Origin of the sequence: Alloacidobacterium sp. (assembly GCF_035631355.1) — a bacterium.
Classification (GTDB): domain Bacteria; phylum Acidobacteriota; class Terriglobia; order Terriglobales; family Acidobacteriaceae; genus Alloacidobacterium.
Genome location: NZ_DASQIX010000017.1, coordinates 15991 through 30697, shown reverse-complemented (window position 1 = coordinate 30697; position 14707 = coordinate 15991). Strand labels below are relative to the sequence as shown.

The following is a 14707-nucleotide window of genomic DNA, read 5'->3' as shown; positions in this document are numbered from 1 at the left end:
GTTTAACCTCGGCAACGACGTCAAGCTGCAGATGAGCTGCAATAGCTCCAGCGCAAGTGCAGCCCAGCCAACCTGCGACGGCGGCGGCGTAAACACCAACCAGCTCACCACCGGCACTCCGCTGTATGAAACCGGACGCCGTGTGGTTGAAGTAGCGCTCAAGTACAACTTCTAGATCGCTTTGCTTGTCTCCCAAGCTAGGGGCCTTCGGGCCCCATTTTTTTTCAGAGCTTGATTTTGCCTGGGTCGAAGTCAGGCTTGGGATAATTCATCTTTAACTTGCTGATCGCGTTGACCAGAATCTCTGAGATGGCCACATTTCGATACCATTTGTGGTCTGCTGGAATGATGAACCACGGCGCGTGCTTGCGGCTCGTGTGTTCGATTGCATCTTCATAAGCCTTCATGTATTGCGGCCAGTAGCCGCGCTCCGCGAAGTCTTCTTTGTTCAATTTCCAGTGCTTGTTCTTGTCTTTCAGACGCTCGGCCAGACGGCGCGTCTGTTCGGCGCGGCTGATGTGCAGAAAAAATTTCAGGATCGTGATGTTGTTCTCAGCCAGAGTCATTTCGAAATCTACGATCTGTTTAAACCGCTCTTTCGCAAGCTTGTCTGACACCTGCTTGTGCACGCGCGTCACCAGCACATCTTCGTAGTGCGAACGGTTGAAGATGCCAATAGTTCCGTATTGTGGAACATTGCGATGCGCGCGCCACAGAAAATCGTGCCTCAACTCCAGTGGAGTGGGAACTTTAAATGAAGTCACATTGCAGGCCTGTGGATTGACTCCGGTAAAGATGTGGCGAATCGTCCCGTCCTTGCCTGACGTGTCCATGCCCTGCAGCACGATGAGCACGGCATGGCGGCAATCGGCCGTGAGCAGCTCCTGCAGCTCATCGAGTTTCTGACGATGCCGCTCCAGGTCGACTGCGGCTTCTTCTTTGTTCTGGTAGCGTCCAGTATCAGCTGTGGGGAAGTGGGAGAGCTTTACTTTTTGATGAGATTTAACCAGGTACGGGCTTGAGACGGGCCATCCAGCCATGCCTTCTCCCGGAACCGCCGTTCAGAGGGGACGAGGTCGATCTGAACGGCGCAGATCCTCAACTATTTCGTCTGCGGCGTCGCCGTGGGCGTCGCTTCGCTCTTCGTTACAGCCTCCTGTTTCGGGGCATCGGCATTATTGTTGCCCTTGATGCCTTCCTTGAAGCCGCGCAGCCCTTCGCCTAGACCCTTGCCAAGCTCAGGCAGTTTACGCGGTCCAAAGATTAACAGCGCGATGACGAGAATGATGAGTAAATGCGTTGGTGTAAACAGATTATCGAGCATAGCGGGACATGTCCCGGGCGCGCACGCGCGGGAACTTCCTCCATTTCTCATATTGTCGCACAGAGCAATGACCCCGTGCGAAACTCCCTGTCGAAACTCTTTGTTAAGTACGTTCTCAATTCGCGGGCGGATGCAAGGCATCGAGACGATTCCGCGCCATTTCCGTGAAGGCCGTCAGGCTTTCCGATGCGCCCATCGTCAGACGGCGGTGCACTTTCAGCAGGGGATAGATGCGCGAGCCGCCAATCTCCAAAGTTGGTACGGCAAATTTGCCGCCCGGATATTCGCTCATCGTCCATTCTGACGGATAGCGGCGGCGAAAGACTTCACCAAAATAGCTGCCCCATAGTTTCGTCAGCCACTCCAGATCGCTTTCCTGCGCTGGGGCCAGCGTCCCCAGAATACCTTCCAGCGCATCGACCGATCCCGCTGAATAGTCCAGCTTCCGCCCATGCTCGGCAGCGGCAATGCTTACCGCTTCCGCAGCGTATGCCTGCATCATGGATGTAAGCGAATCGAAGGTCTTCTTCGCGAGTTGTTCCCTAGCCGTCATCTAGGCCTTAGACTAACCAATTCTCTCAGAGTGAGAAGCGGTTTTCGAACCAGCTGAGCCCGCCGTGGGCGTACTTATGGCTTGCCTATCCATGAATACTGCCAGGCAAGGGAGACGTTCTGGTAATTGCCGCCAAATCGCACGTAGGCCCCACCGCTATAGCTGATTTTCACGGACTGGTGTTTGGAAATGCGAAAGGCGCCCGTGCCGCCGATGCGCGAGCTGGTTTGAAGGGTCGCTGGATTCCGTATGCCGTTGAAGGTCGTCACTCCTCCCCACCAGAAATTTCCATCCAGCGATGCCCACGTGCCGCGGCCAAAATCCCGACTCAGATGTCCTTCGAACGAGCCGATCGGTTCTTCAGTCTGCGGCGCCGGGTGCGGAACATGAAAATCCGCCGGATTCGTTGTGTAGAACCAGACGCCGCCATAGCCGTCGAGCACCCAGTTGCCCCAGGATCGGGAGTACCCCAACTCCGGCTTGAAAGCCCATCTGTTGATACCCCAATCAATCAGCTGTGTGGGACTGTATTGCCCGGTCGGAGCAATCACTCTGAGGCTCGCGCCTAAGATCGTCTTTTGCTTCCACTTCATAAACTCCTGTGCTGGCATTGCCGGGCCGCCCTTCAAGTTCACGGAGAAGCGGACACCAAGATCGACCAATCCCGAACGGTAGGCCGAAACTCCGTTTCCAAGGGCTGCCGCCTCAAAGGTTCCTACCCCGTAGGGCAGCGAGGCTGTGACGTTAGCCGAACGTCCTAAGACACTGAGGGAATGGTAATAGCTGAAAATTGGTACGTGATACGTCCCAGTAGCGGCGACGGGTATTGTGCCAGTGAAGTTCAGGCCCCCGTTGTAAAAGGACCATGTCAGAGTAACAGCGTTGCTATGGAGTGGTGTGATGATGTAGGCGCGTGGCGCCAGATCCTGCGCCAGAAGGAAATGCGATGATGCAACCACGACCATTGCCCACAATCGCGATTTTCTAAGAATGCGCACGATGGACCGGGTGAGAGAAACCAGAAGTTGGCTTGCTGCGATCGCAAAATTCTCCACGCTGGATGTTCAGAACACAATCTTGATGATGCGCAAAATCAGCTCTTCCGGGGAGAAAACCGTGAGCAGAAGAGGCACGAGCGGCGCCGCGGTGGCGGCGGCCATACGGGAGATGTCGTCGAGCCCAAAAGGGACTGAACGCATCTCACGCACCATGGCATAGCTATTTCCCAGATCGGCGAGCGACTGAATATCGGCACTTCCGAGCAGTTCTTCAGAAGGGGCGGTTATTTCAAGGGGCTCGCCCCATTTCTGTTCGAAACGGTCCACATAGTTTTGAGCGAGTTGTCCGTAGATGGCTAATCCCGTTCTCTTCGCGCGAGCCATCTGAGGAGTAAACATCAAAAGTGGACCGAGAATGGCCAGAACGAAAATGACAACGAAGCCTCCGGCCTGCAACTTGAAGGACTCCAACTTTTCGCCATGATAGAGGACTCGACTGGCCACCACACCGGCGAGCATTACACCCTGAGCGAAAAGGATGGGGCTGAAGGCATAAGCGCTCTTGCCCAGAAAGGCAAGGCCTGCGCAGCGATCGGGGTGAGTCGGTACGAGGTGCAGGTTGATTCTGGAGACCTGCCAGAGAAAGCGGAACCAGATGAAGAACCTCAGGTACCAGCGTAAAAGGATGAACTGCAGGATGGGGATGCTGACGAACACATACCAGAAGCCCGCGAGAGTCAGATGCCAGCGTCCGCCAGGCAAGGCATACCAGGTTGGACTGTCGACTGTCACGCGGTTGTGCCAGACCCAGAGGCCAACGCCATAAACAAAGAGCAATAGCCCACATTCCACGGGGATGGAATCGCGCACCCGTTTGGCTGAATTGACCGCGACGTCAAAAGTGGGAATGGTTTTTTGCGAAATGAGCCGGCGCTCCACAAAACGGCGTACAACGAGGCGCAGCCGCAGATGAACTATCAGCTCCGCTGCGATAAGGATCGGGAGCGCGATGAGGAATCGAACTTGCACTTCAACGTCATGCAGGAAGGAAAGTCTGCCGGGGTTTCCAGCCAGGGATCCGATAGTGGAAAGAAGCAGCAACGGCAGCCACGCGAACAGCGTGATAATGACCAGCCGACGCTTCAGGTGTTCCAGATGATCCCCTTCAAGATGCGTCTTCCGGAGGAGTTGGAAGAGCGGGCCACCCAGCACCACCGAGAAATCATGCCATGGCTCTAGAGAATCGAGTTCTGTCATCGTGTGTAACCTTACCCTGATGGTTTCCTTGCGTCTCGGCAAGGTTTTATAGATAGGCGCCCGTAACGACTGTTCCGATCACGCAGGCCCCGATAGAAACGAAAAGCCAGCATATACTTCAGGCGCTGTATTAGCTGCTGGTAGATTTGACAGTCTCCCGTGCCATTGCTCTTACGCTAAGGTTGTTGAGGTTGCGAGGAATATGAGATGGACACAAATGCAGCGAGAAATGAAATAAAAGTGATGGTTGTGATGGATTTAGCCGCAATCTGCAGGAAGCTGGCTGAGAATTCCATCGTTCCAAACAATCTGCGCGCGGAAGCGCGTGAACTGGTGGAGGAATTCGATTCCCTTCTGCCAGCGCGTGGCAAAGGCACCCCATCCGAGCACGCACAGGGCGAGATGCTGTTGGTTAAGATGACGCGATTTTTACCGAGAATAAACGAACTTCAGTCGTGGCCCGCCAATTCCTCGAGCCTCTGACCATAATCGGGGTCCTTCCGGCTTTGAAAGAGGCTCCAGCGGGCTGGGAGATGAGCATGGGCAACGAGGAAACCCTAACTCGTAAGGAACTGCGGACACCTAGAGCTGCTGCGATCGCCGGCCTGCTTTTTGGCCTTTTGCTGATCACGAGTCAGTTGCTGGCGTGGATTTCCATCCCCGTTAACCCAGCCGTTGCGGATGTGATCAGGCATTCAAAGGTCGTCTCGTTTGCATTGAACCTGCTGCCCTTTGCAGGTATCGCTTTTCTTTGGTTTATTGCCGTGTTGCGCAGTCGTTTGGGGGCAATGGAAGATCGCTTTTTTGCGACGGTTTTCATGGGAAGCGGATTGTTGTATATCGCGATGATCTTTACATCGGCTGCAATGGCGGGGGGACTTATCCGGGTTCTACTCAACGCACCTGAAGGTTTTATGCCAACGGGAGCGTACGTGCTTGGCCGCGCCGAAATCTACCAGACGATGAACGTGTACGGAAGCAAGATGGCTGGCGTGTTCATGTTCTCTACCTCAACACTCTTGCTGCGAACTCTGATTGTTCCGCGCTGGATTGCCTTTACTGGTTACGCTTTGGGAACGATGCTGTTGCTGAGCGTTGGAATTATCGTATGGGTTTCAGTCGTCTTTCCACTATGGGTATTTCTGGTCAGCACCGCCATACTGCTTACACCATCCAGATTCAACTGACGTGTAGTCAGCTATGCCAAAGCCATAACTCCCCGGTGGCCCGCAGCTCCCAAAGGAATTGCCTCAGCCATCTGACAGAACCGCGCCCAGCCATGTATCTTTAAACTTTACGGGAAGTCTAAAGGAATGTTCCGCTGCCCGGATTTGTGGAGGTCTTTTTCTTTTGAGAAGCACGCGTTTTTCCTGTCTGGCCCTTGTCGCAATCGCCATTTTGATTTTCAGCGCAAGCTGCCACGCACAGTCCCAGTCTCAATCTCAGGTCCAGGCACAGGCACAGAACCCGCCAGCCCCGGCGCCCTCCGCTCCCAGCGGCGCTCTCTCCGGAGTGAGATATGACTACAAATGGGAACTTTATGGCGGCTTCGCCTATTCGCACTTTAATGCCGGACCCAATCTATTACAGGGTGCGAACCTTGGCGGCTTCGATGCTCAGGCCGCGCGTTTCTTCACTCCTCGCTGGGCAGTTGCCGGTAACGTACGCGGATACTATGGGACGTCAGGGGTCGTGCCGAACCCTTATGGCATCGAAGGGCCATTCGTCAGCGAGCATATGTTCCTGGTCGGGCCGGAATATCGCGGCCCCAGCAATGTACATGGCTCGATCCTGCTGCATGCCCTCGTCGGCGGTGCATACGGAGACTTTCAACACGCCACCGGCAATGTTCCGCCCGGCGCGCTAGGCCTGTTCAGTAACCAGTTCGCCTTCGGCGCTGCCTTTGGCGGCTCCATCGATCTGAACCGCTCGCCACGCCTCGTCTTCCGCATCTCGCCCGATGCCACGCTGACGAACTTCGGTGGCGCCGGACTCAAAGATCAGTTTGCGATCTCTGTTGGCATCCTGTACAGAATGAAAAAGGGTCTGAAGTAAATTCAGGCCGTCTGGCTTAGTTCAGGAGAAGCTGCTTCTGAACCATTCGCCCGGAAATTGTGCATTGTTCATCCCGATTTCCGGACGCTTCGCCCTTTCGCATCCTCTTGATGGCTGACGAATCTGATAAACCGGGGAGTGAAGCATGCAGCAGCGTAAATTAGGAGCACAGGGCCTTGCGGTTTCTGCAATCGGGTTGGGATGCATGGGGATGTCCGAGTTCTACGGCCCTCCCGACGAATCAGAATCCATTGCCACGCTTCATCGCGCGCTCGACCGTGGCATCAACTTTTTCGACACCGCCGACATTTACGGTCCCTACATCAATGAAGAACTGGTAGGCCGCGTCCTCAAGCCGCATCGCGGCAGAGTCATCATTGCCACAAAGTTTGGCATCGTGCGCAAGCCAGATGGCACGCGCGGAGTAAACGGAACGCCGGAATATGTCCACGCCGCCTGTGACGCCAGCCTCAAGAGGCTCGGCATCGACACCATCGATCTCTACTACCAGCATCGCGTTGACCCCAGGACGCCGATTGAGGAAACCGTCGGCACCATGGCGGAACTGGTCAAAGCGGGCAAAGTTCGTTATCTCGGGCTTTCAGAAGCAGGCGCAAAGACGATCCGCCGCGCTCATGACACGCACCCCATTTCGGCCCTGCAAAGTGAGTACTCGCTCTGGAGCCGCGACCATGAACAAGACGGAGTCATTCCCGCTGTGCGGGAGCTGGGCATTGGCTTCGTTGCATATTCCCCATTGGGACGGGGATTTCTCACCGGACAGATTCGCAAGCCCGGCGACCTCGCCGCCGATGACTGGCGGAAGAATTCTCCACGCTTTCAAGGAGAAAATTTCCAGAAAAACCTCGATCTGGTCTCGAAGATTGAAGAATTTGCGGAAATGCGGAAAGTAAAGGCTTCGCAGCTTGCATTAGCTTGGGTGCTGGCGCAGGGCAATGACGTAGTTCCCATCCCTGGCACCAAGCGGCGCAAATATCTCGAAGAAAATGTAGCCGCTGTTGAAATCAAATTGTCAAAAGAAGAGTTGTCGGCCCTCGACGCTATCGCCCCGAAAGGCGCAGCCCAGGGCGAACGCTATACGCCGGAAATGATGAGTATGGTTGGTCTCTAATCTTTGAGGAGTCCGAATTCGGACACGAATGTTCGAATCCGGACAATTGCGGGCAATTTGCTCGGCGAAAGTCGAACAGAATCATTTACTTTTTCGGATTCAAACTGGCCCGCGGGTTGCTAACTTACATTGACATAACAAGTCTAGTGCTGATAAAGGCCACACCTTCCTATGAAGCGGTTTGGTTGCTTCCAGCTTGACGCAGCGAACGAGTGTCTGTGGTGCGACGGAAAGCAGGTTCCACTCGCTCCGAAGCCTTTTGCTGTCCTGCGTTATCTGGTGGAAAATCCGCAACGGCTGGTCACGCATGATGAGCTTCTCGATGCGCTGTGGCCGGAAACCTATGTGCAGCCTCAGGTTCTGCGCACCTATGTTCTTGAGCTGCGCAAGCTGCTGGGCGACGATCCCGACGAGCCGCAGTACATTCAGACCGTCCCAAAGCGTGGCTATCGCTTTGTTGCCAAGGTTTCCACTGTCCGGCAGGATGCGCCGGGAACCGATGGCTCCATCCCTCCCATCGTTGGCCGTAACGCCGAACTCGACAAACTCGACGCCGACTTCGACCAGGTAGCGAAAGGCCTTCGCAAACTCATTTTTCTGACTGGAGACGCTGGCTCAGGCAAAACTGCTCTAATCGACGCCTTCTGCGCTCGCTCATGTGCTGACGACAACGCGCGCATGGCCCGCGGTCAAAGCGTAGAAGGTTTTGGCGGCAAGGAGCCTTTCTACCCGGTGCGTGAAGCCCTGGGCCAACTCACCGAGCACGAGAAGATCCACACTTTCCTCGCCCAGCGGTTGCCTGGCTGGTTCGGGAAAGAACATGAGCATGGGGCAAAGGTTCCAGCGCTCGGAGAAATCTGCGAAATCGTGGAAATGCTCGCGCAAAGCGACCCTCTTCTGCTGGTTCTGGAAGATCTGCACTGGGCGGATGCGTCCACTCTCGACCTGATCTCCGCTCTGGCGCGCAGGCGCGGCAGCTACAAGCTTATGGTGGTGGCCAGCTACCGGCCGGCGGAAATCGACGGGCATCACCCGCTCACTGGTCTCAAAGACGATCTCTCCACGCGCCGGCTCTGTTGTGAGATTCTTCTTGGACCCCTGAACCGCAAATCCGTATCCGACTATCTCTTGCAGCAGCTTAGTACGAATACCCTCCCCGCCGGGCTGACCAGCTTCGTGCATCAGCATTCTGAAGGCAATCCGCTCTTCATGGCTGCCACTTTCGAACATCTGCGCAGCCAGAATCTGCTCGTTGCAAAATCCGGGAAATGGCAGCTTGCCATGCCTCTGGCTGAAATCGAATTAGGCATCCCCGACGGCCTTCTGGGAATGATCGACCTGCAGCTTGGGCGGCTCAACGAGCGTGAACGCCGTCTGCTTGAAGCCGGCAGCATCGTGGGTGCAATCTTTCCCGCCTGGGCCGCTGCCGCTGCACTCAAGGAAGATGTCCTCGATGTAGAAGATGAATATGCTTCGCTTGCCCGCCGTACCCGGTTGCTGAACGCCGCTGGACAGGACGAGCTGCCTGATGGCGCCCGATCCACGTTCTACGTTTTCGCTCACGGCCTCTTCCGCGAAGCCTTATATGCCCGGCAACCTGCGGCGCGCCGTGCCGAGCGGCATCGCCGGGTCGCGGAAAGGCTGAAGTCCCTCTTTGCCGGGAGCGAAGCCAGCATCGCCTCGGAGCTGGCGCACCATTACCAGGCCGCCGGATCTTGGAAGGAAGCGATTGCTGCTCTGTGTTTGGCTGCGGACACCGCCGCCAGCCGGGATGCCGACCACGCTGCCCACGAACTCCTGAAGCGTGCTCTGGATCTGAGCGAAAATCTCCGCCCGGAGGAGCGCAGAACCGCGGAGCGCAGCCTGCTGAATCAGATCAAAAAATATCCGGAATTCGCTCCCGCACGACTGGCTTAATAGCGGCGAAGCGTGCGTATCTGCCTGCGCAGCATGGCGATTTCGCGGCGAGTGCTGCGAAACACCGGCACAATGTAGGAACGTGACATCCGCGGCAACTGATGGAACATGGAGATCAGCAGATTCAGCTGGTCCTTCTTCGTCAGAAGGTCTCGTTCGAGTGCCGCAAGTACTTGACTTCGCTCGGGAGTCTGAGCGTTCAGCATTATCCAATGGTAACCATACGAGAGGCGCATTGTCACCCCGGGAAAGGTCAATTGTTCTCTAACATGTTACGAATTGGTACCAGAAACACACCTTTCCGGATCTGGCCATCGCAGCCCGCCGCACCAGCAAATTCCGCGTGTATAAGCCTAAGCTGAAATCATCGCCACTGCAACTATCGCCAGCGTCATGCCCACGGTCTGGCTGCGAGTCGCCCGCTCGCGCAGCAACCCGGCCGCCAGAACAATCGTCCCAGCCGGGTAAAGCGACGAGAGCACGGCAGCCACGTCCAGCCGTCCGGTAAGCGAAGACGCTGTGTAGAGCAGGTTGCCGGTCGTATCGAGAATCCCGGCGACAGCAGCCAGCGGAAGGATGGATGGCCAGCGCCCTTTAGCCGCATCAGTAGCGCCTTGACGACGCCATTTCCTGGCCGTCCAAATCCACAAAACAACCGCGCAGGAGACAGATCCGACACGCGAGAAAGTCAGTGCCCAAAGCACGCTGTCTCTGCCCGCAACGTGGAGAAAAACTAACAGAAAGCCGAAGCAAACCCCGGCCAGCACGGCCAACCCCAGCCCATGCGGATGCGCCTCAGCTCCGGGAGTATAGGCAATCAGCCAGATGGCGACGCCTGCCACCGCGAATCCGGCGAACTTGAGGATGGAAGGTCTGGCTTCCGTGAAGAACGACACCACGACCGGCATAGCAGCCGTCAGGACGCCGGACAGAGCTGCCACCAGGCCCATGGAACCCATCGACAGTCCCTTGTAGAGGGCCAGAAGCCCAATACCGCCTGCGAGGCCTGCCACCAGCCCGAAAACCAGAGTATGGCGAGTGGGAAGGCCGCTGGGATGGACAAGCAATACTGCCAGGAGCGCCAGCAGCCCTAGACCATGTGCAATCATCAGGACTACGGCAGGAGTTGAGCGGCGCGTGACAAGTCCACCGCAGAAGTCCGACGTGCCCCATACCGCGGCGGCCAGCAAAGCCAGGGCGGACGCTTCTCCGCCCGTCGTCATCATTGCCGCATGGAGGGGGACGGATAGTAGCCGTCCTTCGCCGTCACGTCCAGATTGGGTACTTCCACGTTGACGGTGATCTTGTGGAAGCGATCGCTCATCACACCCGCATGCGTGTAGTAGCCGAGCGTATAAGCTGCGCGCACCGATTCGGTGATCTTGGCAAAGCTGTTTTGGATGCCATTCTCGGAGAACTGCGATTGCAGCGCCCCGCCCGTCGCCAACGCGTATTTCGGCAGAATATTGTCGCGCATGGTTGGCAGCAGCGGAATGTGCCATTTGTCGAGATAGCCGACGCCCCACATAGCCGAGTCGCCAACCAGCGTGCCATAAACCGAGATGTTGTTGGCCAGCAGGTAGCGAACCACTTCTTTATAGGACGCCTTGCTGCCTGCCTCCTTGCCGTCGCTGATGATGTAGAGAACACGCCGGCGGCCCTTGGGCTGCTGCGCCAGCGATTTCGCGGCTTCCAGGATCGCATCGTTCAGCGGATGTACTTCCTTCGGAATGACGATGAAGCCCGTGTTGCCGCGCTGTGGCGTAAGGTTGGGATCTACCGGCTTGTTGTTAATGGTCATGCCGTCATCCAGCGGTCCACCGGGCGAAACTACGCCCATGTCGCGACCCGGAGCCTTCGCGCTCTGAAAAGCCGCGGGCAATCGCGCGCCTTGGGCGCCGGTGAAGTCTGTCACCATGCGCGTGCTGCTGTTGTAAGCGAAGATGGCAACAGTGTCAGACGGTGTAAACGCACCTGTCACCGCCGAAAGGCTCTCATTCACTTTCGCCATCACGTCGGAAGGCACGCTCTGGTCAATAACGAACGCCACCGAAAGCGGCAGTGGATCTACAGAGAAAAATGCGATGCGCTGCCTTGCGCCATCTTCATAAACTTTGAATTGCCGCCATGTCAGGCCGGACACCAACTGGTGCTTCTTGTCCCGCACGGTCACCGGCACATCGACATAAGTAATCGTCTGCCGGATCAGGAAAGCCCCGGTCTCGCCCGGCTTGGGAATCACTGGCGCTTCCTGCTGCTGCGTGTTGTCTTGCTGCGGCGCAGACTGGTCCGACGAGGAAGAAGACGACTGCGACGGCGAAGGGTTGGCGGGCGGAGGCGCGGTTTGCACGGCCTCCGGCCCAGCGCTCTTCCCAGGCGTTACCTCATTTTTCAGATTGGAAAGGCCGGTAGAACCGGCAGGCTGGGGCGCTGGCGCGTCGGGAATACTCTGCGGCTGTTGCTGCTGGAACCCGCCCAGCATGAGAAAGGCCAGCGCTACTGCCAAGGCACCCTGTATCACTGAATGAACCCCCGCCAAGTTCGTACAACAACCTGCCGTCTGGCGCGAGCGGCAGTATGATTGCACTGCATTGCATTTAGATGCTTTTAGTCCCTGTTTCGTAATCAGGCTCGCTGGTCACGAAACACGGTCCAGAGCTACCCTTAAGATTAGCAGATATAGATCTCGGATACTGAGCCACCAGGATTGACCTTTATCACCAATTCTTCGTCAAATGACTAGAATCGGTTTCAGGCCTCATCACACATGCGCTTCCGCATATCACTCCTCGTTTTGGTCTTGCTCATGGCTGCTCCTTTTGTGCTCTTCGCGCAGGAGGCCCCATCGCCCGACGGCGCCCCGGTAAGCACCGCGCCAGATACCACCCCGATCGAGGCGAATCCCGCTGCTACTCTCAAAGTCAACGTCAATCTCGTCAGCCTCTACTTCACCGTGCACGATAAGCGCGGCGCGCTCATCCCTAATCTGAAAAAAGACGACTGTTCGATCCTCGAGGACAAAGCGCCGCAGATGATCAAGAACTTCTCGGCAGAAACCGACCTGCCCCTTACTCTCGGCATCCTGCTTGACACCAGCGGCAGCCAGCAGAACGTCCTGCCCATGGAACAGCAGACCGGAAGCGCCTTCGTGAAACGAATTCTGCGTTCCAAGGACGAAGCCTTCCTCGTTTCGTTCGACGTCCAGATCAGCCTATTGCAGGACTTCACCAGCAATCCGCGCCTGATTGAGCGTGGCATGGACGAAGCGCAGATCAATGTCGGCGGCGGCAGCGCGGGCGTACCCGGTATCGGCGGTGGCCCGGTGCCGGTGCAAGGCACACCAAAGGGCACTTTGCTTTATGACGCCGTCTACCAGGCCTCAAATGACAAGATGCGTTCTGAGACAGGACGCAAAGCGTTCATCCTGCTCACCGACGGCGAAGACCAGGGCAGTATGCACAAGATTCAGGACGCTATTGAGGCAGCGCAGAAAGCCAATGTCATCATCTATGTCCTGCTGATTGCTGACCGCGGCTTCTATATGAATTATGGCTACGGCATAAATCTCGGCTATACCGGCGCGTCAGCCATGAAAAAGATGGCCGAGGAAACCGGCGGACGCATGATTGACGTGGGCAACAACGGTAAGAAGATGGAAGCCGCCTTCCAGCAAATCGAAGACGAACTGCGCACCCAATACCTGGCCAGCTATACGCCAACCAATCGGAATCTCGATGGCAGCTATCGCAAGCTCGACGTCTCGTGCAAAGGAGACGGACTGAAGGTGCAGGCGCGCAAGGGGTATTACGCTATTCCCTCGACTGAGGACACCGCAGGACAATAACGTCTAAGCCGTAACCGTCCTGCCCTCGAAATAAGCAGCATTCGCCATGTGGCAAGCCGCAGCCGCATGGTGCCCAAAGACCACATCTTCCACCACCGGCGTACGCGTTCGCACCGCGTCGAAGAAATTTGCCAGGTGAGGCTTCACATCGTCCCATGAAGGCCCGTGCCATACGCTCACATCCGGCAGAGCATATTTGGCCAACTCGGCATCGTGTGCCGCATGCCACTGCTTTTCATAAGCAGCGCGCATGGCAGCGGGAAATCCGTTCAGTCCGTAGTCGGGAGAAGTGTCCAGCCCCGATTGCGGAATGAGTGTCACAGCGCTCTTTGAAAGCTCGATGACTCCCTGCGGCCCCATCAGGCGCGTGATTTCCGGCGTCTCCGTCTCCTGCGTCAAGCGAACTGTGACCGGGACCTGCCCATACTGAAAAGTCGTTACCTGAAGGTCGGGCATGTCGCGGCCATCTTTCCAGCGAAAGATACCGCCGACTGAAGTTGCTCGATCCGGAATCGCATTGATGCCGGAGGCGAACTGCATGCCGCTCAACAGATGCACCATCAGATCGCCGGCCATGCCTGTTCCGAATTCGCGCAGGCGCCGCCAGCGCGCAAACGTCTCCGGATCAAAGGGCCGCTTCGGCGCCTTGCCGAGCCAGGTGTTCCAGTCAAGCGTTTGCGGTGAAAGGTCGGGAGGCCAGGGATACTGCCATGCGCCGCTCGGCGAATTGCGCCCCAGCAGGAGTTCCACCTGAGTCAACTGGCCAATCGCCCCACCATCATACAACTCCTTCGCCTTGCCAAAGAGCAGCGAGCTGACGCGCTGCGACCCAACCTGCACAAAATTTTTCGATTGCTTGACGGCTTGCACCATCTCTTCGCCATCGGCGATGGAGTGCGACATCGGCTTCTCGACGTAAACGTCTTTGCCCGCGCTCAGCGCGTCGAGGGTGATCTGCTTGTGCCAGTGGTCGGGTACCGCAACCAGGACACACTCAATATTCTTATCGTCCAGAATCTCCTGATAGCACCCCGTGGTCTTGATGTTCGGCCCGGCAATCTCGCGCGCCAACGTGTGTCGCCCGTCATAAAGATCGCAGGCTGCAACACATTCTGCCTGCGACACGGCATTGCGTAGCAGATTCGACCCCTGTATCCCAATACCAATGCTGGCAAACCGAACCCGGGCTCCACCGCTCGAACTCTGAGGTGACCCCGCCTGTTCCTGCGCGAGCACAACATGCTTTCCTGAAACCAGCGACGCCACTGCCATCCCACTACCAGCCTGCAGAAACTTCCTGCGCGAAAAGCCCTTCATCTGAACCCTTTCCAGATCGGAAACACCTCATCGAAGATGAAGATACGCGCCAACTTACGATCACGCTAGTCACACACGTAACCCATAACAGTAACCGGGCTCCGAAGCTATACTTCGTCCTTGGCCTGGAACTGTATTCCTGGCCGGGCTCCAAATCTCCACACTTCCCACAGCTATCCACACTCTTTGCACAGTTTCTGCGCCTTGAATCAGTCCCTTCAGGGGCATAGCCTCAATCATTGGGTGCCTTCCCCAGGGCCGATGTCCGCCACTGGAGGGCCCGTTTGGGGTTCTCCACAGCTGAACTCCC

14 protein-coding genes are annotated in these 14707 nt (G+C 56.7%); 5 read left to right on the top strand and 9 right to left on the bottom strand.

Annotated features, from left to right (window positions below):
* Positions 1 to 224 precede the first annotated feature (224 nt).
* The 5 genes from VEV40_RS04415 to VEV40_RS04395 all read right to left on the bottom strand — a co-directional run bounded on the left by VEV40_RS04415 (position 225) and on the right by VEV40_RS04395 (position 4132).
* Positions 225 to 1040, bottom strand: coding sequence for a polyphosphate kinase 2 family protein (locus tag VEV40_RS04415; protein WP_324830460.1), 816 nt, complete (start codon positions 1038 to 1040; stop codon positions 225 to 227).
* A 62-nt stretch (positions 1041 to 1102) separates the two neighbouring features.
* Complete coding sequence (tatA, locus tag VEV40_RS04410) at positions 1103 to 1324, bottom strand: twin-arginine translocase TatA/TatE family subunit (protein ID WP_324830457.1); 222 nt, start codon at positions 1322 to 1324, stop codon at positions 1103 to 1105.
* A gap of 115 nt (positions 1325 to 1439) precedes the next feature.
* Positions 1440 to 1877: a hypothetical protein gene (locus tag VEV40_RS04405; RefSeq protein ID WP_324830455.1), complete on the bottom strand. Its 438-nt coding sequence runs from the start codon at positions 1875 to 1877 to the stop codon at positions 1440 to 1442.
* 74 nt (positions 1878 to 1951) lie between these two features.
* Positions 1952 to 2932: a transporter gene (locus VEV40_RS04400; RefSeq protein ID WP_324830454.1), complete on the bottom strand. Its 981-nt coding sequence runs from the start codon at positions 2930 to 2932 to the stop codon at positions 1952 to 1954.
* 9 nt (positions 2933 to 2941) lie between these two features.
* Complete coding sequence (locus tag VEV40_RS04395; RefSeq protein ID WP_324830453.1) at positions 2942 to 4132, bottom strand: hypothetical protein; 1191 nt, start codon at positions 4130 to 4132, stop codon at positions 2942 to 2944.
* A 539-nt stretch (positions 4133 to 4671) separates the two neighbouring features.
* Here VEV40_RS04395 and VEV40_RS04390 point away from each other — a divergent pair.
* The 4 genes from VEV40_RS04390 (at position 4672) to VEV40_RS04375 (ending at position 9236) form a co-directional block, all read left to right on the top strand.
* Entirely contained in the window at positions 4672 to 5319 is a 648-nt protein-coding gene (locus VEV40_RS04390; protein WP_324830451.1) for a hypothetical protein, read from the top strand.
* Between the two features lie 163 nt (positions 5320 to 5482).
* A complete protein-coding gene (locus VEV40_RS04385; RefSeq protein ID WP_324830449.1) occupies positions 5483 to 6187 on the top strand; it encodes a hypothetical protein in 705 nt (234 codons plus the stop codon).
* 145 nt (positions 6188 to 6332) lie between these two features.
* The gene (locus VEV40_RS04380) at positions 6333 to 7319 is read left to right on the top strand and encodes an aldo/keto reductase (protein WP_324830447.1); all 987 of its coding nucleotides are present in this window, start codon (positions 6333 to 6335) and stop codon (positions 7317 to 7319) included.
* A 171-nt stretch (positions 7320 to 7490) separates the two neighbouring features.
* Positions 7491 to 9236 (top strand): AAA family ATPase, encoded by a 1746-nt coding sequence (locus tag VEV40_RS04375; protein ID WP_324830445.1) that lies wholly within the window; start codon positions 7491 to 7493, stop codon positions 9234 to 9236.
* Here the strand turns inward: VEV40_RS04375 and VEV40_RS04370 are convergent.
* The 3 genes from VEV40_RS04370 to VEV40_RS04360 all read right to left on the bottom strand — a co-directional run bounded on the left by VEV40_RS04370 (position 9233) and on the right by VEV40_RS04360 (position 11742).
* Complete coding sequence (locus VEV40_RS04370) at positions 9233 to 9442, bottom strand: hypothetical protein (protein ID WP_324830443.1); 210 nt, start codon at positions 9440 to 9442, stop codon at positions 9233 to 9235. The two genes, VEV40_RS04375 and VEV40_RS04370, sit on opposite strands and share 4 nt — an antisense overlap.
* A 147-nt stretch (positions 9443 to 9589) precedes the next feature.
* Entirely contained in the window at positions 9590 to 10462 is an 873-nt protein-coding gene (locus VEV40_RS04365) for a DMT family transporter (RefSeq protein WP_324830442.1), read from the bottom strand.
* Positions 10459 to 11742: a VWA domain-containing protein gene (locus VEV40_RS04360; RefSeq protein WP_324830440.1), complete on the bottom strand. Its 1284-nt coding sequence runs from the start codon at positions 11740 to 11742 to the stop codon at positions 10459 to 10461. The genes VEV40_RS04365 and VEV40_RS04360 overlap by 4 nt, the downstream gene beginning before the upstream one ends.
* Positions 11743 to 12042: 300 nt before the next feature.
* On the opposite strand from VEV40_RS04360, the gene VEV40_RS04355 reads away from it, so the two are divergent.
* A complete protein-coding gene (locus VEV40_RS04355) occupies positions 12043 to 13080 on the top strand; it encodes a VWA domain-containing protein (protein WP_324830438.1) in 1038 nt (345 codons plus the stop codon).
* Between the two features lie 3 nt (positions 13081 to 13083).
* Here the strand turns inward: VEV40_RS04355 and VEV40_RS04350 are convergent, their stop codons facing one another.
* The gene (locus VEV40_RS04350; RefSeq protein WP_324830436.1) at positions 13084 to 14397 is read right to left on the bottom strand and encodes a Gfo/Idh/MocA family oxidoreductase; all 1314 of its coding nucleotides are present in this window, start codon (positions 14395 to 14397) and stop codon (positions 13084 to 13086) included.
* Between the last annotated feature and the right edge of the window lie 310 nt (positions 14398 to 14707).